Source organism: Spirulina subsalsa FACHB-351 (assembly GCF_026130165.1).
Lineage (GTDB): Bacteria > Cyanobacteriota > Cyanobacteriia > Cyanobacteriales > Spirulinaceae > Spirulina_A > Spirulina_A subsalsa_A.
In genome coordinates, this window is sequence record NZ_JAIHOM010000029.1 from 14,252 (window position 1) to 33,780 (window position 19,529).

The 19,529-nt window shown below is 45.7% G+C and carries 16 protein-coding genes and 1 pseudogene; 11 read left to right on the plus strand and 6 right to left on the minus strand.

All coding sequences use genetic code 11. The features are described from left to right. Positions 1-78: 78 nt before the first annotated feature. Positions 79-2,133 carry an ATP-binding protein gene (locus tag K4A83_RS07690; protein WP_265263890.1) on the plus strand — a complete coding sequence of 685 codons (2,055 nt, stop codon included), beginning with the start codon at positions 79-81 and terminating at the stop codon, positions 2,131-2,133. A 48-nt stretch (positions 2,134-2,181) separates the two neighbouring features. On the opposite strand, the gene K4A83_RS07695 is transcribed toward K4A83_RS07690, so the two are convergent. Both K4A83_RS07695 and K4A83_RS07700 read right to left on the minus strand, forming a co-directional pair. Next, positions 2,182-2,754 carry a hypothetical protein gene (locus K4A83_RS07695; protein ID WP_017303184.1) on the minus strand — a complete coding sequence of 191 codons (573 nt, stop codon included), beginning with the start codon at positions 2,752-2,754 and terminating at the stop codon, positions 2,182-2,184. A gap of 230 nt (positions 2,755-2,984) precedes the next feature. Continuing rightward, positions 2,985-3,458 (minus strand): annotated as a pseudogene (locus K4A83_RS07700) (RNA-guided endonuclease InsQ/TnpB family protein); the annotation flags it as partial. Between the two features lie 363 nt (positions 3,459-3,821). Here K4A83_RS07700 and atpD point away from each other — a divergent pair. The 7 genes from atpD (at position 3,822) to K4A83_RS07735 (ending at position 10,221) form a co-directional block, all read left to right on the plus strand. Continuing rightward, a complete protein-coding gene (atpD, locus tag K4A83_RS07705; RefSeq protein WP_265263892.1) occupies positions 3,822-5,273 on the plus strand; it encodes a F0F1 ATP synthase subunit beta in 1,452 nt (483 codons plus the stop codon). 131 nt (positions 5,274-5,404) lie between these two features. Next, positions 5,405-5,818, plus strand: coding sequence for an ATP synthase F1 subunit epsilon (atpC, locus tag K4A83_RS07710; protein WP_265263893.1), 414 nt, complete (start codon positions 5,405-5,407; stop codon positions 5,816-5,818). 77 nt (positions 5,819-5,895) lie between these two features. Then, positions 5,896-7,281, plus strand: a complete 1,386-nt coding sequence (locus tag K4A83_RS07715; RefSeq protein ID WP_265263894.1) for a hypothetical protein — start codon at positions 5,896-5,898, stop codon at positions 7,279-7,281. Between the two features lie 59 nt (positions 7,282-7,340). Continuing rightward, a complete protein-coding gene (locus K4A83_RS07720; protein ID WP_265263895.1) occupies positions 7,341-8,219 on the plus strand; it encodes an NAD(P)-dependent oxidoreductase in 879 nt (292 codons plus the stop codon). A 45-nt stretch (positions 8,220-8,264) separates the two neighbouring features. Further along, positions 8,265-9,608, plus strand: coding sequence for an NAD(P)/FAD-dependent oxidoreductase (locus K4A83_RS07725; protein ID WP_265263896.1), 1,344 nt, complete (start codon positions 8,265-8,267; stop codon positions 9,606-9,608). A 92-nt stretch (positions 9,609-9,700) separates the two neighbouring features. Beyond that, entirely contained in the window at positions 9,701-10,027 is a 327-nt protein-coding gene (locus K4A83_RS07730; RefSeq protein WP_265263897.1) for a hypothetical protein, read from the plus strand. A gap of 2 nt (positions 10,028-10,029) precedes the next feature. Further along, complete coding sequence (locus K4A83_RS07735; RefSeq protein ID WP_265263898.1) at positions 10,030-10,221, plus strand: hypothetical protein; 192 nt, start codon at positions 10,030-10,032, stop codon at positions 10,219-10,221. A 52-nt stretch (positions 10,222-10,273) separates the two neighbouring features. Here K4A83_RS07735 and K4A83_RS07740 read toward each other — a convergent pair whose 3' ends face one another. Continuing rightward, positions 10,274-11,839, minus strand: a complete 1,566-nt coding sequence (locus tag K4A83_RS07740; RefSeq protein WP_265263899.1) for a serine/threonine-protein kinase — start codon at positions 11,837-11,839, stop codon at positions 10,274-10,276. A 63-nt stretch (positions 11,840-11,902) separates the two neighbouring features. On the opposite strand from K4A83_RS07740, the gene K4A83_RS07745 reads away from it, so the two are divergent. Together K4A83_RS07745 and K4A83_RS07750 are read left to right on the plus strand one after the other, a co-directional pair. Beyond that, on the plus strand, positions 11,903-12,691 hold the full coding sequence (locus tag K4A83_RS07745) for an ABC transporter ATP-binding protein (protein ID WP_321161007.1): 789 nt from the start codon (positions 11,903-11,905) through the stop codon (positions 12,689-12,691). A gap of 687 nt (positions 12,692-13,378) precedes the next feature. Next, complete coding sequence (locus tag K4A83_RS07750; protein ID WP_265263900.1) at positions 13,379-15,250, plus strand: ATP-binding protein; 1,872 nt, start codon at positions 13,379-13,381, stop codon at positions 15,248-15,250. On the opposite strand, the gene K4A83_RS07755 is transcribed toward K4A83_RS07750, so the two are convergent. Further along, positions 15,238-15,867 carry a MotA/TolQ/ExbB proton channel family protein gene (locus K4A83_RS07755; protein WP_265263901.1) on the minus strand — a complete coding sequence of 210 codons (630 nt, stop codon included), beginning with the start codon at positions 15,865-15,867 and terminating at the stop codon, positions 15,238-15,240. The genes K4A83_RS07750 and K4A83_RS07755 overlap by 13 nt on opposite strands. Positions 15,868-15,879: 12 nt before the next feature. On the opposite strand from K4A83_RS07755, the gene K4A83_RS07760 reads away from it, so the two are divergent. After that, on the plus strand, positions 15,880-16,713 hold the full coding sequence (locus K4A83_RS07760) for a transglutaminase-like domain-containing protein (RefSeq protein WP_265263902.1): 834 nt from the start codon (positions 15,880-15,882) through the stop codon (positions 16,711-16,713). A gap of 178 nt (positions 16,714-16,891) precedes the next feature. Here the strand turns inward: K4A83_RS07760 and K4A83_RS07765 are convergent, their stop codons facing one another. Then, a complete protein-coding gene (locus K4A83_RS07765) occupies positions 16,892-17,308 on the minus strand; it encodes a hypothetical protein (RefSeq protein WP_265263903.1) in 417 nt (138 codons plus the stop codon). A gap of 380 nt (positions 17,309-17,688) precedes the next feature. Further along, on the minus strand, positions 17,689-19,200 hold the full coding sequence (ggpS, locus tag K4A83_RS07770; RefSeq protein ID WP_265263904.1) for a glucosylglycerol-phosphate synthase: 1,512 nt from the start codon (positions 19,198-19,200) through the stop codon (positions 17,689-17,691). Positions 19,201-19,529: the final 329 nt, after the last annotated feature.

Sequence of the window (19,529 nt, forward strand, 5' to 3'; positions counted from 1 at the left end):
TGCGCAGATTCTTCGATAAGTTTTGTAACAAAAGTTTAACAAACTCTGACTATATTGTGAAAAAACTGTGACAAAACCGTGAAAAATAAGCAGGCTCAATCCCTTCTTCGTTACTTGACTCTCAAAAGCAAACAACACGGCGGAATATTACTTTATCTCATTGGATTTTTGTTCTTACAAGCCGTTAGTAGCCTTCAAATTTGGCATAATTTCCAAGACAAAGAAACTGCTTTAATGGCGCGCTATGTAGAAAAATTACAACATACTTATCGCGTCACCACAGACACTTATAAATTAGTTTCTCAAACCATTTACGATGAAATTGTAAATCGTCCTGAAATTATTGATTTAGTGGAAGCGGCAAATACTGCCACTCCCGAGGAACAGGGGATTTTGCGCGATCGCCTGTTTAACTTACTCAATCCAACTTATCAAAACCTCACCAAACGAAATTTAAGACAGTTACATTTTCATTTCTCCGATGGTATCAGTTTTTTACGAATGCACCGACCAGATCGCTTTGGTGATCCCTTGTTTGATGTGCGTTACTCGATTAAACTTGCCAACGAAGAAAAAAGGTTTGTTTTTGGCTTTGAAGAAGGCAGAATTTATAATGGATTTCGTTATGTTTTTCCACTTTTTTCTTTACAAAATGGGCTAGAAAATGGCAATCGCCAACATCTAGGAACAGTAGAAACTAGCATTAGTTTCCAGGCCATTCGTCAGGAAATGGCGAAACTGTTTCCCGGTTGTTTTGATTTTATGCTACGGCGGGATATTGTGGAATCAACGGTTTTTACAGAAGAACAGGCAAATTATAAAACCAGTCCCATCAGCCCAGATTTTGTCATTGAGTCCCCAGAATTAAGGGGAGATATTTTGGAGCAGAAAGAATGGTGTAAAAATGTCGATCAAATCAATCAATCTTTACAGAAAATTGTTCCGGGTAAGATCCAAGAAAACACACCCCAAGCCATTGCTATTCGTCTAGACAATCAAGAGGATTATGTTGTCACCTTTATTCCCATTCACAATATTAAAGATGAGTTAGTGGCTTATATCATCTCCTACGAAATAGATGACAGTTTAGCTGGATATCGCCTGACCCTTTATTTAATGTTAGGGGCAACCACTTGTTTTAATAGTATTTTGGTGTTCTTTATTGCTTATATCAACCACAGTCGCAAGTTATTGACTGCTAAAAATAAACGCCTTGAAAAGGAAGTAGATGCTCGAAAAATTGCCGAAGATCACGCTCATCAAAAGTCTCAAGAATTACAGATAATATTAGAAGAACTCAAGGTGACACAGGCAAAGTTAATTCAAACGGAAAAGATGAGTTCTTTAAACCAGTTAGTGGCCGGGATGGCTCATGAGATTAATAATCCCATTAGTTTTATTTACAGTAATGTTGAACCAGCTAAAGAGTATCTGACCACAATTTTTGATACCCTAGATTTTTACCAGCAAATCCCCTGTTGTCAAGCGTTGCCACTGCCACCGGATTGGGAAGATTTGGAATTTGTGCGGGAAGATTTTCCCAAACTTTTAGAATCCATTCAATTTGGTGCGAAACGAGTAGATCGGATTGTCCAAGCATTGCGCAATTTCTCGCGACTGGATGAAGCTACCTTAAAGTCGGTAGATATTCATGAGGGACTGGATAGCAGTTTAGCGTTGCTCAATCATCGACTGATGGGAAATGAGCAACGTCAGGAGATTGAAGTGAGTCGAGAGTATGACCATTTACCTTTAATTACTTGTTATCCGGGTTTATTAAATCAGGTGTTTATTAATATTCTCTCGAATGCGGTGGATGCCTTAGATCGGTGCAGTTGGCAGAATAAAGAAGTGCCGAGGCTTCAGGTGAAAACCGCACGAATTGATGAGGATTGGGTGAGCATCGAGATTACCAATAATGGCGACAGCATTCCCCCTGAGATTTTAGACCGGATTTTTGATCCGTTCTTTACGACAAAACCCATCGGCAAGGGGACAGGATTAGGACTCAGTACGGCTTATTTTATTGTAGTGGAAACCCACGGCGGACAGGTGAGTTGTGATGCTCAACCGGGGGGGGATACGATGTTTCGGATCAAGTTACCGATTCAAGGGCTAAATCGGGGGAATTAAGCTCAATTTGAGCGGATCCCAAAGCGTGATTTTTGGCTGTTAGATCCTTCACTTAAGTAGTTCGGTGAGTTCTTGGGTGGAAGTTCCGAGAATCCGAGCGAGGGTGTTCATTTCGTTATTGCTAAAACCATCGCGAATTTCAATGAGTTCTTGGGCGGATTTCCCGACGATGCGGGCAATCACTTTAATTTGCTCGTCGGTGATGTCCTTGCCGCGATAGATGTCGCGTAATTCTTGGGGGGAGAGACGATAGGAGTTACAGAAAAAGATAAATTCCTTGTCGCTGACATCGAGTTCTCGCTGGCGATCGCGTAATAAAAAGGCGATCGCTCTCGTGCCGTGTTCAGGACGCTTGGCATTCTCTAGATAGCGCTCCATTAACTTATTCACCCTCGCCGGATTTCCCCCCGTCCGTCGAATCAAGTCTAAACAAGCCATCTGTAACGCCTTAGTCAGCGTATCATTATCCTCGTGCAGTTGTTCGTCCTCATTGAGCGTTTCCACAATGCGGGCAGCAATTTCGGGGGTACAGAAACCCACCTCTTGATCTTCATAGACAATCGCAATATAGGTGCGGTCAGAGTTGAACTCTAGATGTAAAGGCTGATTGGTTTGTTTCATCTATCTATCTACACTACCGGGAACATTTACAGAACAAGAACGATGGCTCTACATCAATAATAATGGGTGAACTACCCCACCCTGCCGTTGGCGAGGATGGGGCTTCCTGATTCAACGGGAACTGCATCTAACAAAACCGATGTTTTGCCAGGTTGTCTTACACTCCCTCCCCAGGCAGTATCGCTGGTTCCCAACGACAAGATCCGCAAGGCTTCATTTCTGATATTTTGTGCCGCATAGTATTGTCCATCAGCATGTTTGGAGACAGTGACAGTTTTGATTGTCCCTTCAAATGCTCGATGACGATGGCAGTAGACTAGCCCAATCTTCCCAGGTAGTTTGATAGAGTCTCCCTCAAACTTAACGTTGGCGGGATAACTTAAGGACTGCCGACCATGCTTTGACTTGAAACGGGGCAATTGCGCCCGCTTCTCAAAGCAGTTTTTATAGGCAGTGGAAAGATGGAGAGCAACAACTTGCAAGGACTGGGAATAGGCATCCCTTAGCCAAGGGTATTCCTTTTTTAACCTTGGTAACAGACTCTGGATATATCCACGAGATAATCCTTTGCCTGTCTTGAGATAGGTTTCTTGGCATAGGTTGAGTGCAAAATTCCAATACCAACGACAGCATCCAAAGGCCTTGGCGAGAGACGCTTTTTGGTCGTCGGTTGGGTAGATGCGATACTTGTATGCCTTATACATTATCTTGATTTGCTGTTGCTGATAACATTGTAGCTGCTCATCCGAGGATTCGCGATCGCTCAGTTGGTTTATTGGTTGCTATTCATCCCCTCCCTGCAAGAGGGGAATTCCGCAACATTTTGTTAAATCTCATAGTCCGTTGCACAACCGCAAGACGACGGAATTTTATGCCCTGCCAGAGAAAGGGGGAGTCAGAAAACAGTTGAGTTAGGAGAACACTGGATTGGTACGAAAGAGTGGTAATCTGAAAGATGGAAAATTTCAGATTAGCTTAAGAGTTCTCCTAATCTTACTTGTTTTAATCAAATCCCATAGCATACGTTGTGCGGATTGTCAAACATACACAACTCCAAAAGACAAAGCATGGTAGCCACAACAGAACAGACCAGTATTGGCAAAATTTCTCAGATCATCGGCCCGGTAGTCGATGTGGATTTCAGTGGTAGCAAAATGCCCAAAATCTACAATGCCTTACGAGTAGAAGGCAAAAACGAGGCGGGTAATGATGTTGCCGTGACCCTAGAAGTACAACAGTTATTAGGCGATAACCAAGTCCGAGCCGTTGCCATGAGTAGCACAGATGGCCTCGTGCGGGGGATGGATGCGGTTGACACCGGAGCCCCCATTAGTGTTCCTGTGGGGAAAGTGACCCTCGGTCGGATCTTCAACGTTTTAGGGGAACCTGTAGACAATCGGGGGCCGGTTGAAAGTGAAGAAACCTCTCCTATTCACCGTTCTGCTCCTAAACTGACCGAACTGGAAACCAAACCCACGGTTTTTGAAACTGGGGTTAAAGTGATTGACCTGCTGACCCCCTACCGTCGCGGTGGAAAAATTGGTCTGTTCGGTGGTGCAGGTGTGGGTAAAACTGTGATCATGATGGAATTGATCAACAACATCGCTATTAACCACGGGGGTGTATCCGTGTTTGGTGGTGTGGGGGAACGGACTCGGGAAGGGAACGACCTCTACAACGAAATGATTGAGTCCAAAGTAATTAACCCCGATAACTTGGGCGAGTCTAAAATTGCTTTGGTTTATGGTCAAATGAACGAACCCCCCGGAGCGCGGATGCGGGTGGGTCTGTCTGCTTTAACTATGGCTGAATATTTCCGCGATGTGAACAAGCAAGACGTATTACTGTTCATTGACAATATTTTCCGCTTTGTCCAAGCGGGGTCTGAAGTGTCCGCGCTCCTCGGTCGGATGCCTTCGGCGGTGGGATATCAGCCCACGCTAGGGACTGATGTAGGGGAACTGCAAGAAAGGATTACTTCGACTAAAGAAGGGTCGATTACCTCCATTCAAGCGGTTTACGTTCCGGCGGACGACTTGACCGACCCGGCTCCTGCAACTACCTTTGCCCACTTAGACGGAACTACAGTATTATCTCGGGGTTTGGCTTCTAAAGGGATTTATCCGGCGGTAGATCCCCTCGGTTCCACCTCCACTATGTTACAACCCAGCATTGTGGGTGAAGAACACTATCAAACGGCTCGGGCGGTACAGGCCACCCTGCAACGTTATAAAGAGTTGCAAGATATTATTGCCATTTTGGGCTTGGATGAATTGTCCGAAGATGACCGCTTAACGGTAGACCGGGCGCGCAAGATTGAGCGTTTCTTGTCTCAGCCCTTCTTTGTGGCGGAAGTGTTTACCGGATCTCCGGGGAAATATGTCACCCTCGAAGAAACCATCAAAGGGTTTCAAATGATCCTGAATGGGGAATTAGATCATCTGCCCGAACAGGCGTTTTATTTGGTGGGTAATATCGAAGAAGCGATCGCCAAAGGTGAAAAACTGAAAAACGGTTAGGATTTTAACTCCAAGGGTGAGCCGTAGCGGCTCACTCTGGATTCTATCCTGTTTTCGTGGGCCCAGAGCAACTCAGTTGTCTCTCCCCTTCACCACGCTACTCTACCCGAATCAAAGGATTTATAAGCAGTATGACTTTAAATGTGCGCGTCGTTACGCCAGATAAAACGGTTTTAGAAACTTCGGCTCAAGAGGTGATTCTCCCTAGCACTACCGGACAATTAGGGATTTTAAGTGGTCACGCCCCCCTGTTAACGGCGTTAGATATTGGGGTGATGCGAGTCCGTCCTGAGAAAGAATGGTTAGCGATCGCCTTACTCGGAGGTTTCGCTGAAGTTGAAGAGGATCAGATCACCATTTTAGTCAATGGGGCTGAACGGGGTGATAAAATCGACGTTGAAACCGCTCGTCGCGAGTACGAAGAAGCCCAGCAAACACTTAGTACCATTACAGAAGAGAACCGCCAAGGCAAAATCCAAGCAGAACGGACTCTAAAAAAAGCACGCTGTCTCTTTCAAGCAGCCGGTGGGATGTCTAAGGTTTAGAACTGGGTGGCTAATTCTGAATACACAAACCGGGCAGTTTGTCAAGTGTACAAGCTGCCCTATTTTGAGATTGCCCCTTGCCGAAACAGAATGTTATGTCCGCCCCCGATCGTCCTTATCAAAGTCGTCTGTTTAATTTTATTAATCAACAACGGATTGTTTGGCGCGATCGCCTTGAACAAACAGCCCGCTCCGTCAAACTCGGTGCTGTTTGGGGCTTACAAGTCTTAGTCTACCCCTTCTATTTACTCACCCAACTTGGGCGCAGTGTGGGCTTCACCCTAGCCCAAAAAGTAGCCAATGCTCCCAGTTTGCCCCCCCTCGGCACCAATCCCCCCCCAGACAGCAATCAACCCCTAGGGAATCTACTATTCACCGTACAATGCTGTTTATTGCCAGACCAAGAGCCAGGGGAAATGCCCACCATTCAGGGGTTAGCCTGTACCTTGGAAGAACAAGCCCTCGTTTTGGTGACACCGGAAAATCAAACCCTAGATCTTCTCACCCCAGAACAACAGCAGCAGATTCAACAGCGTATTCTGTGGGAAATGGCTGATTATGCCTATCAAAAGTATTTGCAACGGGCAGAACGTCAACGGTTTTTAATTCCCCACACCCTGACCGATGATCCCCAAGTTTTCCCCCTCCTGCGACGCTTTTGGCAGTTCATGCGCTGGATTCAACAAAGTCCGGTCGCCGTGACAACCAATGTTTTTGGGGAAGCGCATCTCGTTCCCATTGAAGTGGTTTCTGAGCAGATGATGCCACCGCTCCAGCCGATTCGCCCCAAACTCCCCCCTTTCCCCACAGCGCCATTCGGGGAAATGATAGAACATCTCAGACCCGATCATCCCGGATTCCTGAGTCGTTTAGATGCTAGAATCGCCCTCTGGGAGGCGAAACAGGATCAATGGAGTGATAAAGTCGCCCAAGCTTGGGAACAAATCCATCGCCGCGAAACCATTGACACCGGGGATTTAGAACCGTGGGAGATTATGGTTTTAATCCAAGGTGCGATCGCCTACTTTTTCGGACCCAAACCCTTAAAACCCAATACCGATCTCCCCCCCACCCGTTCCGTTATAGCCACTCCTTGGTTAACCTGGGAAGACTTATATCAAGGCACACCAGAACCCGAAGCCTTTGTTCCTCAGCGTCCCCAGTTGGAAGATCCCCTAGAATTAGGAGAAATGTCAACCCCCGCCCCCCGTCTCCACTGGTTCTCCTCCCGTCGTCTCAAAAAGCCCCTCCCCCCAGAATCCTCCTCCGTGCATCTGGCAACATCAGGCCATTCCGGGAGTTCACCAGACTATCAACCCGATTGGATTGAAACAGAAGTCACTCCCATCGGCTATGTTCAACACCCCTTAGAGCGCCTACTTCATTTTTTCGATGCCATCATGTTGGCGATTGAAGAATTATTACTAGACCTCTGGCAATTTTTAAACCGCAAGTTATTTTAACTGGGGCTGACTAAGGAAGTCCCCTTGTGGGAACTATTCACCGATTGAGGAAAACAGATATGAGTCAAACCGTAGCATTTCTAGGATTAGGGGTCATGGGAGGGTATATGGCCGCTAATTTAGCCCGTCAAGGCTACACCGTGCAAGGATGGAATCGTACCCCCCAAAAAACTGGGGTAAACATTGCCGCCAGCGCAGGCGTTCAGATTGTCCCAACCCTTGAAGCCGCCGTCACAGGGGCCAAGGTAGTATTCTCCTGTGTCGGGGATGTTCCCGATGTGGAAGCCGTACTATTAGGAGAATCCGGAGCCGCCCGCTATGCTTCCCCCCAGACCCTACTGGTGGATTTTAGTACCATTGGCAGTCAAGCCGCAAAAACCATTGCTCAGGCCTTAGCCGACCAGAATCTATCCTTTCTCGATGCCCCCATTTCCGGAGGCGATGTGGGAGCAAAAAACGGCACCTTAACCATTATGGTAGGAGGCCGTGAGGCAGACTTTCAGGCCGCCTTACCCTATTTCGAGGCAATGGGCAAAACCATCCGCCTCTGTGGTCCCGTGGGCAGTGGACAAGCGGTTAAAATGTGTAATCAGATTCTCTGCGCCCTTAATTTAGTGGGCATTTGTGAGGCGATGATATTGGCCGAAAAACAAGGCCTTGACCCCCAGATTATAGTAGAGGTGTGTGGCACCGGGGCGGCGGGATCTTGGGCGCTGTCTAATTTAGGGCTAAAGGTCGCCACGGGGGATTTTACCCCCGGTTTTATGATTAAACATATCCTCAAGGATTTACGCCTCGTGCGAGAAATTGCCGCAACAGCCCGGCAAGAGTTACCCGGGGTGGCCTTGGCCGAGGACTTGTTTAAACGGGTGGAAGCATTGGATGAGTTGGCCAGGGAACAAGGGACTCAAGCCATGATGCGGGCTTATAGAAATTAACGCTAAAATGCGGGGCAAGTCAGCAACAGATTTTTTAAAGGCAACATGGTTTTAACGGATTCTCTGCATCATGTCGTCATTGTAGGGGGTGGTTTTGGCGGACTCTATGCCGCCCAAGCTTTGAAAAACGCCCCGGTTAAGGTGACGTTGGTGGATAAGCGCAATTTTCACCTATTCCAGCCCTTGTTATATCAAGTGGCGACAGCTTCCCTTTCTCCAGCCGAGATTGCCTCCCCTCTGCGTCTGGTCTTGCGCGGGCAAAAGAACACCCAAGTGTTATTAGATGAGGTGGTGGACCTTGACCCCCAAGCCCAGAAACTCTATATGAAGGATGGGGAATTGCCCTATGACAGCTTAATTCTGGCCACAGGGGTCAGTCATCACTATTTTGGCAATGATCACTGGCAGGATGACGCACCGGGCTTAAAAACGGTGGAAGATGCCCTAGAAATGCGGCGGCGGATTTTTTTGGCTTTTGAAGCGGCGGAGAAGGAATTAGACCCGGAAAAACGCCAAGCGTGGCTGACTTTTGTCATTGTGGGTGGAGGACCGACGGGGGTGGAGTTAGCCGGGGCGATCGCAGAAATTGCCCACGGCGCCCTAAAACAGGATTTTCGCGCCATTGATCCGGGCCAAGCCAAAATCCTCCTCATAGAAGGCTTAGACCGCATCCTCCCCCCCTATCCCCCAGAATTATCCGCCCAAGCTGCCCAGTCTCTGGAACATCTCGGTGTCACCCTACGCACCAATACTTTAGTCAATAACATTGCCGATGGGGTCGTCACGGTCAAACAAGGGGAGGAAGAAGAAGTCATTGCCGCCCGCACCATTCTCTGGGCGGCTGGAGTGAAAGCCTCCTCTTTAGGTCAAGTCCTCCATGAAAGAACAGGTGTATCTGTAGACCGGGCTGGCCGGGTGATGGTGGAGCCCGATTTAAGTATTGCTGACTACCCGAATATCTTTGTCATCGGCGATTTAGCTAATTTTTCCCATCAAGGGAATTCCCCCCTACCCGGAATTGCCCCCGTCGCTATGCAGCAGGGGCGCTATGTGGCAAAATTGATCCCGGCGAAACAACAGGGAAAAACTCCCCCCCCCTTCCACTATCTAGACTTCGGGAAACTCGCCGTCATTGGCCAAAATGTGGCCGTGGTGGATTTGGGCTTTTTGCAACTGTCCGGTTTTGTCGCCTGGCTGATTTGGGTATTTGCCCATATTTATTACTTGATCGAGTTTGATAACAAATTAGTGGTCATGGTGCAATGGGGATGGAATTATTTCACTCGGGGAAGGGGGGCCAGATTGATTACTGGAGAAAGTGTTTTACCCCTTTTGCCCGGCCGATCTTTGACTCAACCCGAGGACAATCAGGTTAAAGTGAAAGCATGAGTTTTCAGGCTGACCTCACCCTGCGAGATCCTCTGGAACAAGTCTCCTGTGGACTGTAGTGACAGATAGGGCGATTCTAGGGGATTGTTGCGATGTCAGATATTTTCATTATGGTGCGGAATCAAAGTAATAACGCATTAACTTCGATTGGTGGGATTCCTTTTGTTACGATGTTGGAGCAAACGGGAATAATATTAGGAACAGAAACGGTGGATTTAGTCTATGCCGATGCTGGTTTTGATGACTTACCCCAAGGACAGTACACTGTAATTGTCACCCATGAAAAAGTGACTCCTCAGTGGGTGAAACAGGATGTAGTCATTCAAGACATTGATGATGTTGTTTTGCTCACGTTTATTTATTGCGAACCTGAGCGAATTTTGCAGGGTGTAAAAGCGACTACCGAAAAACGATTATAATTATGACCATTAAGACGATTCCTTCCTATTCCATTAAGGCTTTTCGCTATCGTGTCCATTGTTTAGGACAGGAATTGTGGAGGGAAAAAGATCCCCAATCTCGGGCAAATTTGGCGTTACAGTTAGCTGATGTTGCTACCAGTTTAGCCCGATTGGAAGCTCAGGAATTAGAACGTTTGGTTGAGGAAGATTGAGTCAGTTAATATTTAGGGCTTTAGGTTAGGGGAGTTGATTTAAAATCAGGGATCAATTTACCTCACAGTCAGACAACCGTTGAGCAAAAACGGCTAGGTGTTTCCACCAAGATACCCCCATCACCCAACGACGGGAGGGCAAATGGCCGGGGGGGGCTTTGAGGTTAAATTGAAAATACTTGAGACTGTGGGGATCATGTAGGGTCCAACCAAGGCGATCGCAAAATAAATTACATTCTCCCCCTACTTCCTGATAAATCGCGGCCTGGACGCGAAAACCAAACAGTCCCCCACTGGCTTGATACCAAAACAGATCAAGGGTCTGTAAATCCCCACAGGGTAAACGCTCTAAATCACTATTCGATAAATAAGCGCCCTCCCGTTTACCCGACAACTCGCACAAAATCCGCCAAGTCTCATCATCGGCCGCTTGCCAGCGTTTGCGTTTTAAGAGGTCTTGTAACCCATTGTAATCAATCACAATGGGTTCTCGATCCACCTCTTGCAACGCCTGAAATAGAGGACTCGGAGTCATACTTTCTTGACGTGGCATTAACTGTAAAGAGTCCTCTTCTTCTTCCTGTGTTTCTTCTCGGGAAATTGCTACGGTGGGTTGATTGGGGTCGGTGACAGGACGGGAAATAGAGGTCGAGGCAGGGGAAGCTATGACGAGAGAAGAGGTCGTTAGGGGAGGGGGAGGGGGAGGTGTGCGTGTAGGTCGTCCCAGTAGTTTTAACAGTGCCTCAGCCGACTGCACCCGTTGACGAAGGGAGGGGGAAATCATCAGGTTTAACACCTCGTTGAGTTTAGGACTGATGGTGGTATCTGGGGTTAAAAACTTGCGCCATTCCCAACGTTCATTTAGCACATCAAACATGGCTTCGGGAGAGACTCCGGTGAGTAGGTGGAGACAAGTCACCCCTAAACTAAATACATCACTAGCGGGTAACACTTTCCCCCGCAATTGTTCCGGGGCCATAAATCCGGGGGTGCCGATAATCGTGGCTCCTCCCATGATGGCCGTTTGGGTCAACATTCGCGCTACCCCAAAGTCAATCAAGACAAAACGGCGATCGCTTTTTCGCCACATAATATTCTCTGGTTTAAGATCCCGGTGAATTACATTCCGTTCATGGATATATTGCAACACAGGTAATAAATCCCGCAAAAGTCGCCAAATTTGAGCCTCTTTATCTCGCACTCGTTGCCACAACTTGGCTGAAATGACCTGTCCCTCAATAAATTCTTGGACTAAATACAGCTGGTTTTCTACCTCAAAATAAGCCAAAAGGCGGGGAATTTGAGGATGCTGACCTAACTCACTTAAACGCACAGCTTCTTGAGCAAATAACTCTTTGGCTTTCTTCAGTACGGCCGGACTCGCCTGTTGTAGATACAGTTGTTTAATGGCACAAGGAGGATGTTGGGGTAAATGTTGATCTACCCCCAAAAAAGTCCGGCCGAAACCCCCTTGACCTAATAATTTAACCGCGTGGTATCGTTCTTTGAGTAATAACGCAGCCCCACAAGTCTCACAACTAGGGCTGAGATTGCTATTATAGGGTTTAGAACAACTTGGATTAAGGCAATAAACCATAATGGGGCTAGGTGGAGGCATATGTATTTAGTATAAATTGAGCCGGGTTGAAAATTGTCCACTGAAATCTTGAGTGATCGTTACATGAACCCAACAGATTCTTCTGAATTGACCCTCTCAGAAATTACAATTGATGTTCCGGCAAAAACCCCATCAGATCAGATTATCCGCATGGAAAATGTGACGAAAGTTTACGGCACTGGGGAGGCTGAAGTTCGAGCCTTAGCTGGGGTGAATTTTACTCTGGAAAATCACGAATATTGTGCCATCATGGGACCTTCAGGATCCGGGAAATCCACCATGATGAACATGATCGGCTGTTTAGATCGTCCCACTTCTGGACGCTATGATCTCGATGGGATTGATGTCACCACCTTATCAGAATCCCAACTTGCCGCCGTCCGTAACCGCAAAATCGGGTTTGTTTTCCAACAGTATCACTTACTCCCCCAATCCAGCGCCCTCGATAATGTGGTGTTGCCCATGATTTATGCTGGGGTAGAGCATGGGGAAAGGTGCGATCGCGCTGCGGCAGCCTTAGAAAAAGTCGGATTAGGCGATCGCCTTCATTATAGACCCAATCAACTGTCTGGTGGCCAACAACAACGAGTTGCGATCGCCCGTGCCATAGTCAACCATCCCATTATACTCCTCGCCGACGAACCCACCGGAGCCCTCGACTCCCGCACCGCCAACGAAATTCTCGATCTCTTCACCGAATTAAATCAAGGGGGAATGACCGTTATTTTAGTCACCCATGAAGCAGATGTCGCTAGTCGCACCCGACGCATTGCTTGGTTTAAAGACGGCACCGTTTTATATCCCGATCTTACCCCCGATCAAATTAAAGAAGTTGCCCTAGAACCTCATTAAGTTGAAAAAAATTTCTGTATTAATTAATACCAAAAACAAATATTAAGCTGAGTATTTATTCTCGCTGAACATCCCACTAGGTGAACCCCAAAAACTGAACCCCCACCATCTAAACTAGGGGTTAAATTATAGCATTTCTCAATTCAAGATCCCCAGTTTTTTGGGGAATATTCACAATTGAGAAAATGACAGCCAAAAACCTGCTTTTCCTGCCTCCACCATAATTCAGTATTTTCCCCAAAAACACTGAATTAAGTTTTTTTGACTTTTCTCCTAATTTGTGAAGCATTGTCATCAACTCGATAAAATAGCCTTAAAATCAGAAAGATAGCTGAGGTTAATCCATTAAACTTTTGGTAATCAACTCCAGAGAGTCGTGGACGCACCCACAGGAAAAGCTAACTCGAACCGTTTTATTCTAGATTAGTTTTTTTCAGAATTTATTAATAAATAATCTGAATCGTAAACTTTTCTTTTTTTAAAAAAGTTCATTTATTTCAATGGTAACTACACCTGAAAAAACTCTGAATACAATAGTCACTTAGGCTGGGATGTATCTAGCCCCAAAAATGGTTTTTGTTCTAGCGGTGTATTTAATAAACAGTCTCTTGTCTTATTTATTTCCTGTAACTCACCCCTAATAAATCAACCATGACAGACTATCGACTACCTATCTCTAACCGTTTTATGTCTAGCTCTTACTGCCAATCATCCCCTATTCCCTACAATACATTGATTGGGGTTACAATCCTTTGCCTAATCCCCTTTAGCTTAGAATTGCTAGGGTTTAATTTTAGCACCATTGCGCCCCTTGTATCCGTACAAGAACTAGCCCAACAAAATACAGCAGAAATCATCGACAGTATGCACTATTCCTTAGCCGGGAGTTTTGTTCACTCCCTCCTAGAATGGAGTGCATTCTGTACCGCTCTTTTCACCGCCATTCTCGCCTTTGTTCACTTTACCTTTAACCGAGATATTGTCACCCCCATTATTGGCATCGCGCTATTTTATGCTGGGTGCATGGATGGATTTCATACCCTCGCCTCAGATCGATTAATTGAAGGAGTTGCGAGTAGTGAAACCCTGATTCCCTTCACCTGGGCTATGTGTCGCCTCTTTAGTGCTGTAATTATGATTGTGGGAGCGAGTATTTTCCTAATCCGTAAACCGACTAAAATATTGGGTAATCTTAGCTTTATTGCCACTGCCTCCCTCCTTTCCGGGATTATTGCTTATAGCACTATTCTCCTTTGTGTACGCAGCAATAACCTGCCCTTAACCCTATTTCCAGATTCCTTCATTACCCGCCCTTGGGATGTTGCCCCTCTAGTCTTATTTCTCGCCGCCGGATTCTTTATCTTCCCCCAACTTTGTTATCGTCATCCTAGTTTATTTTCCCAAGCCTTATTAGTGAGTACAGTTCCCCAAGTCATTACTCAAGTTCATATGGCTTTTGGTTCAAGTCATTTATTTGACAGTGATTTTAACATTGCCCACTTCCTCAAAATTGTGGCTTATCTCGTTCCCTTTGTTGGATTATGTTGTAGTTATATTCAAATTAACCGAGAAAAAACTCAAACCGTTGCTGAATTAGAAAAAACCAAAAAATCCCTGATTAACCAAACCGAAGCCCTCGCCCAAAGTAACTATTCTCTCCAAACATCAGAATTACTTCTGCGTGAACAGAAAGATGAGTTAGAAGAAGCCTTGAAAAGGCTGCAAAATACCCAATTTCAATTAGTCCAAACTGAAAAAATGTCAAGTTTGGGGCAATTAGTGGCTGGGGTAGCCCATGAAATTAATAATCCAGTTAACTTTATTTATGGCAACTTGATCCATGCCGATGAATACACCAAAAATATATTACAAATTATGGATCTTTATCAACTTTACTACCCCCATCCTGCTCCAGAAATTCGGGAAACGATGGATGAGTTAGATATTGAATTTGTCTTAGAAGACTTTCCTAAACTCATGGCTTCGATGCAAATGGGAGCCAAGCGGATTAAAGAAATCGTACTAGCCCTACGCAACTTTTCCCGCATGGATGAAGCGGAATTAAAATCCGTCAATGTTCATGATGGTTTAGATAGTACCCTGACGATTCTCTATAATCAAATGAAAGAGAAACCGGAATGTAGGGCTATTGAGGTGATTAAAAACTATCAAACCTTGCCCAATGTAGAATGTTATGCCGGACAGTTAAATCAAGTCTTTATGAACTTGATTAGTAATGCGATTGATGCTTTAGAACCCCTGCGAGATAAACAACAATCTGCTTCTTCAATACCCACCCTATGGATTGAAACTGAATATAGAGATCCCCAAATTTATATCCGCATTCGGGATAATGGCTCTGGGATTCCCGAGCAAATTAAACATCGTTTATTTGATCCTTTTTTCACAACAAAAGGCATCGGTAAAGGCACAGGTTTAGGCCTTTCAATTAGTTACCAAATCATTGTAGAACGACATCAAGGCAATTTATCCTGTAGTTCTGATACCACTCACGGCACCCAATTTGTCATTGAAATCCCCCTCCATCAAAGTGTATAATGATGGCGATACAATAACTCTAGCTGTCCTCCTAACTCCTGAATTAAGGCTAATTGCCGTAAATATAACCCGCGAAAACTATTGGCAAACAGGAGGGTGATAATGGCCACCACTAACCCCATTCCCGTGGACACTAAGGCCTCACTAATCCCTCCCGTCACCCCTTGGGGGGTACTGTTATTTAAGTCCCCGATTTGTAAGCCCGAAAAGGCCTGCATAAGGCCTAAAATCGTTCCTAATAGCCCTAAGAGAGGGGCAACGGTGATAATGGTTTCAAACACCGTGTTAAAGCGCTTCAGGATGGGTAATTCCCCTTGAGTGGCACTTTCAAGGGCGAGGCGAAACTCTTCTGGGGTGGGGTGATCGAGAGAAAGGGCAGCCCAAAAAATGCGGGGTAGGGGTAGGGTAAGATGAGCTTGGAGGAGTTGATAAGCGCGATCGCACTCCCGAGGATACAACCGCAAAACCGCCTCAATCACCCCCCGTTGACGACGCTGCACCCGCGTCCAAAATAACACTCGTTCCCCAATTAACACCAGTGCCAACACAGAACACCCTAAAAGTGGCACCGTCACCCAGCCACCTGCTATAACCGGAATAACACTGAAGATCACCATTAAATTTAACCCATGAAATTCAACCTAGGATGTCAATTAAACTACAACATTGCCAGCGATAGTACCTTGATTTTTAATGTCGCGGTTTGCAATAATCGATTTCAAAATATCCTGCAAGAAGACCTACAAATCACCTCCCACGTTAAGGTAGATAAATATACCTCTTCCGACCTAGAAAATCGATATATTCGGGTGAACTGCGGCCCCGGAAAATTGCAGCTATCCTACCAAGCCACAGTAGAATTAAAACATTTTGAAGAATCTCCCCACAATATACCCGAAGTCCCCCCCGCTAAACTCCCCTTAAACGTACTGCCCTATTTATACCCTAGTCGTTACTGTGAGTCAGATCGCCTAATCCGATTTGCTCAAACCGAATTTGGGCATTTAGTTCCAGATTATTCTAGGGTAACGGCAATGTGTAACTGGATCTACGAAAATGTCACCTATTTATCAGGCAGTACCAATGCTCATACTTCAGCCTTTAATACTGTGACAGAACGGGCCGGAGTCTGTCGAGATTTTGCTCATTTAGGCATTGCCTTATGTCGGGCTTTAAACATCCCTGCCCGCTTTGTAACTGGATATGCCTATGATTTAAAACCCCCAGATTTTCATGCTTATTTTGAGGCCTATTTAGGGACTCGTTGGTATTTATTTGATGCCACTCGTTTAGTTCCCCGCACAGGCCTAATTCGCATCGGCACCGGAAGAGATGCGGCAGATGTTGCCTTTGCCACGATTTTCGGTTCCGTCGTGATGGAACAAATGAACTTATTTGTAGATTGTATCAGTGTCGGTGAGTCTCCCCGCTATACCGATCAGGCGATCGCCTTTTTAGCTTAACCCCCCAGAAACCCGCGCTGTTAGGTTTGATCGGCACCACAAATAGGGTTGCCATATCGGGGACACCACAACCAAATTATTTACCTTGGCAGCTAAAACTGTCAAACTAACTACAACTTAACTCTATGAATACCCTGTAGAATAATCCCCGACAACGGGATATTCTATAACCCGGAGTTTATAACAAACGGATCAGGGCAACTCGTCCATATCGGGGGTCAGTCTCAATGGCGATAATCTCGACTTGGGACCAGGAAAAACCGTCCCTCGTCGGAATCGAAAAGGTTGTAGACTCTCCTAAACCGAGAGCGCAACAATGCTTAAAAATTGCGGGCCGATATTGGCGGGGTAAAAAATTTTCTTCTCCCATTTTCCAAGAAGCCTCATTATAAAAAGCAAGTTGCCCCTCATAATTGAGGATTCCGGCGGGATAATGGAATTGTTCACACCAGCGCAAGGCCAAAAACCATTTAGCCTCAGACAGTCTTGAATAGGTCTTATGTGGGTTCGGATGTTGTAACACTCGATATCCAGTTTCACATGAAACGATGGTTCCCCCCAAAAAACCAAAGATAGTTCCGATCGCTTCGCTCATAGCTGATAAACTCCTGTAAGGATTGAGTTAGGTATAAAAACCCACTCAGCCCATTCATCAATCGGTGCTTTGATGTTATCAGCTTAAATCCTTCTTACCCCGACTTACAGAAATAACGGAAAGAGTTAATAAAATCCCCTTAACGGCCCTAAAATTTTAGATTCTCTTTAGGAATGAGGTCAAAAATGTGAAAAAATGGTGGATACCCGACTTTTAAGATTGCTTAAGAATTTTTAATAATTTCTGGGATCAATCCACAAACAGACATCGCCTACAATTCAGCTTCTAGGCGATGTCCCACTGTTCATAAAGGATTGATTACTGTTCAGCAACCCGATTCTTGAAACGATGACGATTCAAGCTAATTGAACAGGAATTAATTAAGTGGTCACTAACTCTTTATCGGCCACCTCTTGATGCTTAGTATTTTTGAACTGTTCCAGTAGCCGATCCGCCCAGTATTTCACATCATAGGTCGTCACGGTTTGATACATCTTACTCATGACTTTTTCCTGTTCTTCTGGGGACATAGCTAAAGCCCGATCAATCGCGTCATTCATGCGATCCATAGAATAGGGATTAGTCAAAATGGATTCGGGTAATTCTACCGCCGCCCCCACAAACTCGGATAAAATCAAAACCCCATCTTTCCCCTCATGGGCAACAATGTATTCTTTAGCCACCAGGTTTAAACCGTCTCGTAGGGGCGTTGTCCAACAAATATCCGCCGCTTTATACAGGGCAATCAGTTCATGAAACGGTAACGGTTGGGTAAATAATAAAATCGGCGACCAGCCCAGTTTTGCGTATTTCCCGTTGATTTTCCCTACCAACTGTTCAATCTGACTCTGGGCTGTTTTATACACCCGCATCCCGGCGGCTGGGGTGACACAACTCACAACAAAGTTCACTTTTCCATGTAATTCAGGACGACGTTCTAATAAACGTTCGTAAGTTTCCAACATCTCCTGATTGCCTTTTACATAGTCTACCCGTCCAGTCGCCAGAATTAGTTTCCGACCTTGGAGTTCTTCTTTAATTTTGGCAACGTGGGCCTTGGTTTCTTCTTTTTGCAGGGTGTTCAGGATATGTTGGGGATTGGTGCCCACGGGGAAGGCATCAATATTGACCAATTGATTTTTATGGCGAATCTGGGTGATAACTTCCGGTTCCGCTAAGGCTGTACCAACGGGGGTTAGATGTTCGGGTACAGGTTCTTGATGGACAATTTCGATTTCCCGTAAACTACGAGCAACGTTAACGAAGTTTTCCGAGTAACGGGGAATGTGGAAGCCAACAATATCACAACAGAGCAAGCTGTCTACAATGGCTTCCCGCCAAGGCAAGATATTAAAAATATCTACACTGGGGAAAGGGGTATGGTGGAAGAAGGCAATGCGGGCGTTGGGTTTTTTCTGGCGGATGTAGTAAGGCACTAACCAGAGATTGTAGTCGTGAATCCAGATTAGGGCATCGTCGGCCGCTTCTTCACAGGCCGCCTCTGCAAACATTCGGTTGATTTCTTGGAAGTTCGCCCAGTCGGAACTTTCGTAGGTGAAGTGATAGGGGAAGGAGTGCAAAATCGGCCAAAAGGCTTCTTTTGAGGTGATGTGGTAAAAGTGTTTGACTTGTTCGGCGGTGAGGGGTATGCGATAAACGCTGTAATTGCCTTCTCCTTCGATGTTGACTTTGGTTTCAAAGTTGGTTTTTTGTTTGGCCGTAACTTGTTTCCAAGCTATCCAAGTCCCACGACTGACGCTGGCAAAGAAGCTTTTTAGGGTGGGCAGAATCCCGTTGGGGCTTTTCTTTTGGCGGTAGTGAATGACACCGTTTTCAATGACTTCATCGTAGGGTTCACGATGGTACAAGATCACGAGATCAGATTTTTCCATGGTTGTTGTGTTTTAAGGGTTAATGAATGAATGAATGGGTTGGAAGTTGGCGATCGCACCAATCCCCAGAATCAAGTCAGCAGGATCAAGGTGAATCCTTGTCTCGTAGATGGGAATAACCTGCTGATGGGTTAGGACTCAAAACCTTTCCCAGAAGTCTGTTGAACTATGTCATGATTTCCTAATAAACTCGATAGCCGGAGATATCAAATCTCTGGGTCAATAGACACAATACATTGTCTATACAATATCATACCAGATTTCTCCCGTTCCGGATAACTCCCTGTAGATCCCTGAAAAAACATCAGAAAAACTCCCTCTCTCCCTTC

Coding starts and splice junctions, on each gene's coding strand:
- K4A83_RS07695 (WP_017303184.1), bottom strand. CDS start 2,754: ATGAAACAAACCAATCAGCCTTTACATCTAGAGTTCAACTCTGACCGC.
- atpD (WP_265263892.1), top strand. CDS start 3,822: ATGGTAGCCACAACAGAACAGACCAGTATTGGCAAAATTTCTCAGATC.
- atpC (WP_265263893.1), top strand. CDS start 5,405: ATGACTTTAAATGTGCGCGTCGTTACGCCAGATAAAACGGTTTTAGAA.
- K4A83_RS07720 (WP_265263895.1), top strand. CDS start 7,341: ATGAGTCAAACCGTAGCATTTCTAGGATTAGGGGTCATGGGAGGGTAT.
- K4A83_RS07725 (WP_265263896.1), top strand. CDS start 8,265: ATGGTTTTAACGGATTCTCTGCATCATGTCGTCATTGTAGGGGGTGGT.
- K4A83_RS07730 (WP_265263897.1), top strand. CDS start 9,701: ATGTCAGATATTTTCATTATGGTGCGGAATCAAAGTAATAACGCATTA.
- K4A83_RS07735 (WP_265263898.1), top strand. CDS start 10,030: ATGACCATTAAGACGATTCCTTCCTATTCCATTAAGGCTTTTCGCTAT.
- K4A83_RS07740 (WP_265263899.1), bottom strand. CDS start 11,839: ATGCCTCCACCTAGCCCCATTATGGTTTATTGCCTTAATCCAAGTTGT.
- K4A83_RS07745 (WP_321161007.1), top strand. CDS start 11,903: ATGAACCCAACAGATTCTTCTGAATTGACCCTCTCAGAAATTACAATT.
- K4A83_RS07750 (WP_265263900.1), top strand. CDS start 13,379: ATGTCTAGCTCTTACTGCCAATCATCCCCTATTCCCTACAATACATTG.
- K4A83_RS07755 (WP_265263901.1), bottom strand. CDS start 15,867: ATGGTGATCTTCAGTGTTATTCCGGTTATAGCAGGTGGCTGGGTGACG.
- K4A83_RS07760 (WP_265263902.1), top strand. CDS start 15,880: ATGAAATTCAACCTAGGATGTCAATTAAACTACAACATTGCCAGCGAT.
- K4A83_RS07765 (WP_265263903.1), bottom strand. CDS start 17,308: ATGAGCGAAGCGATCGGAACTATCTTTGGTTTTTTGGGGGGAACCATC.
- ggpS (WP_265263904.1), bottom strand. CDS start 19,200: ATGGAAAAATCTGATCTCGTGATCTTGTACCATCGTGAACCCTACGAT.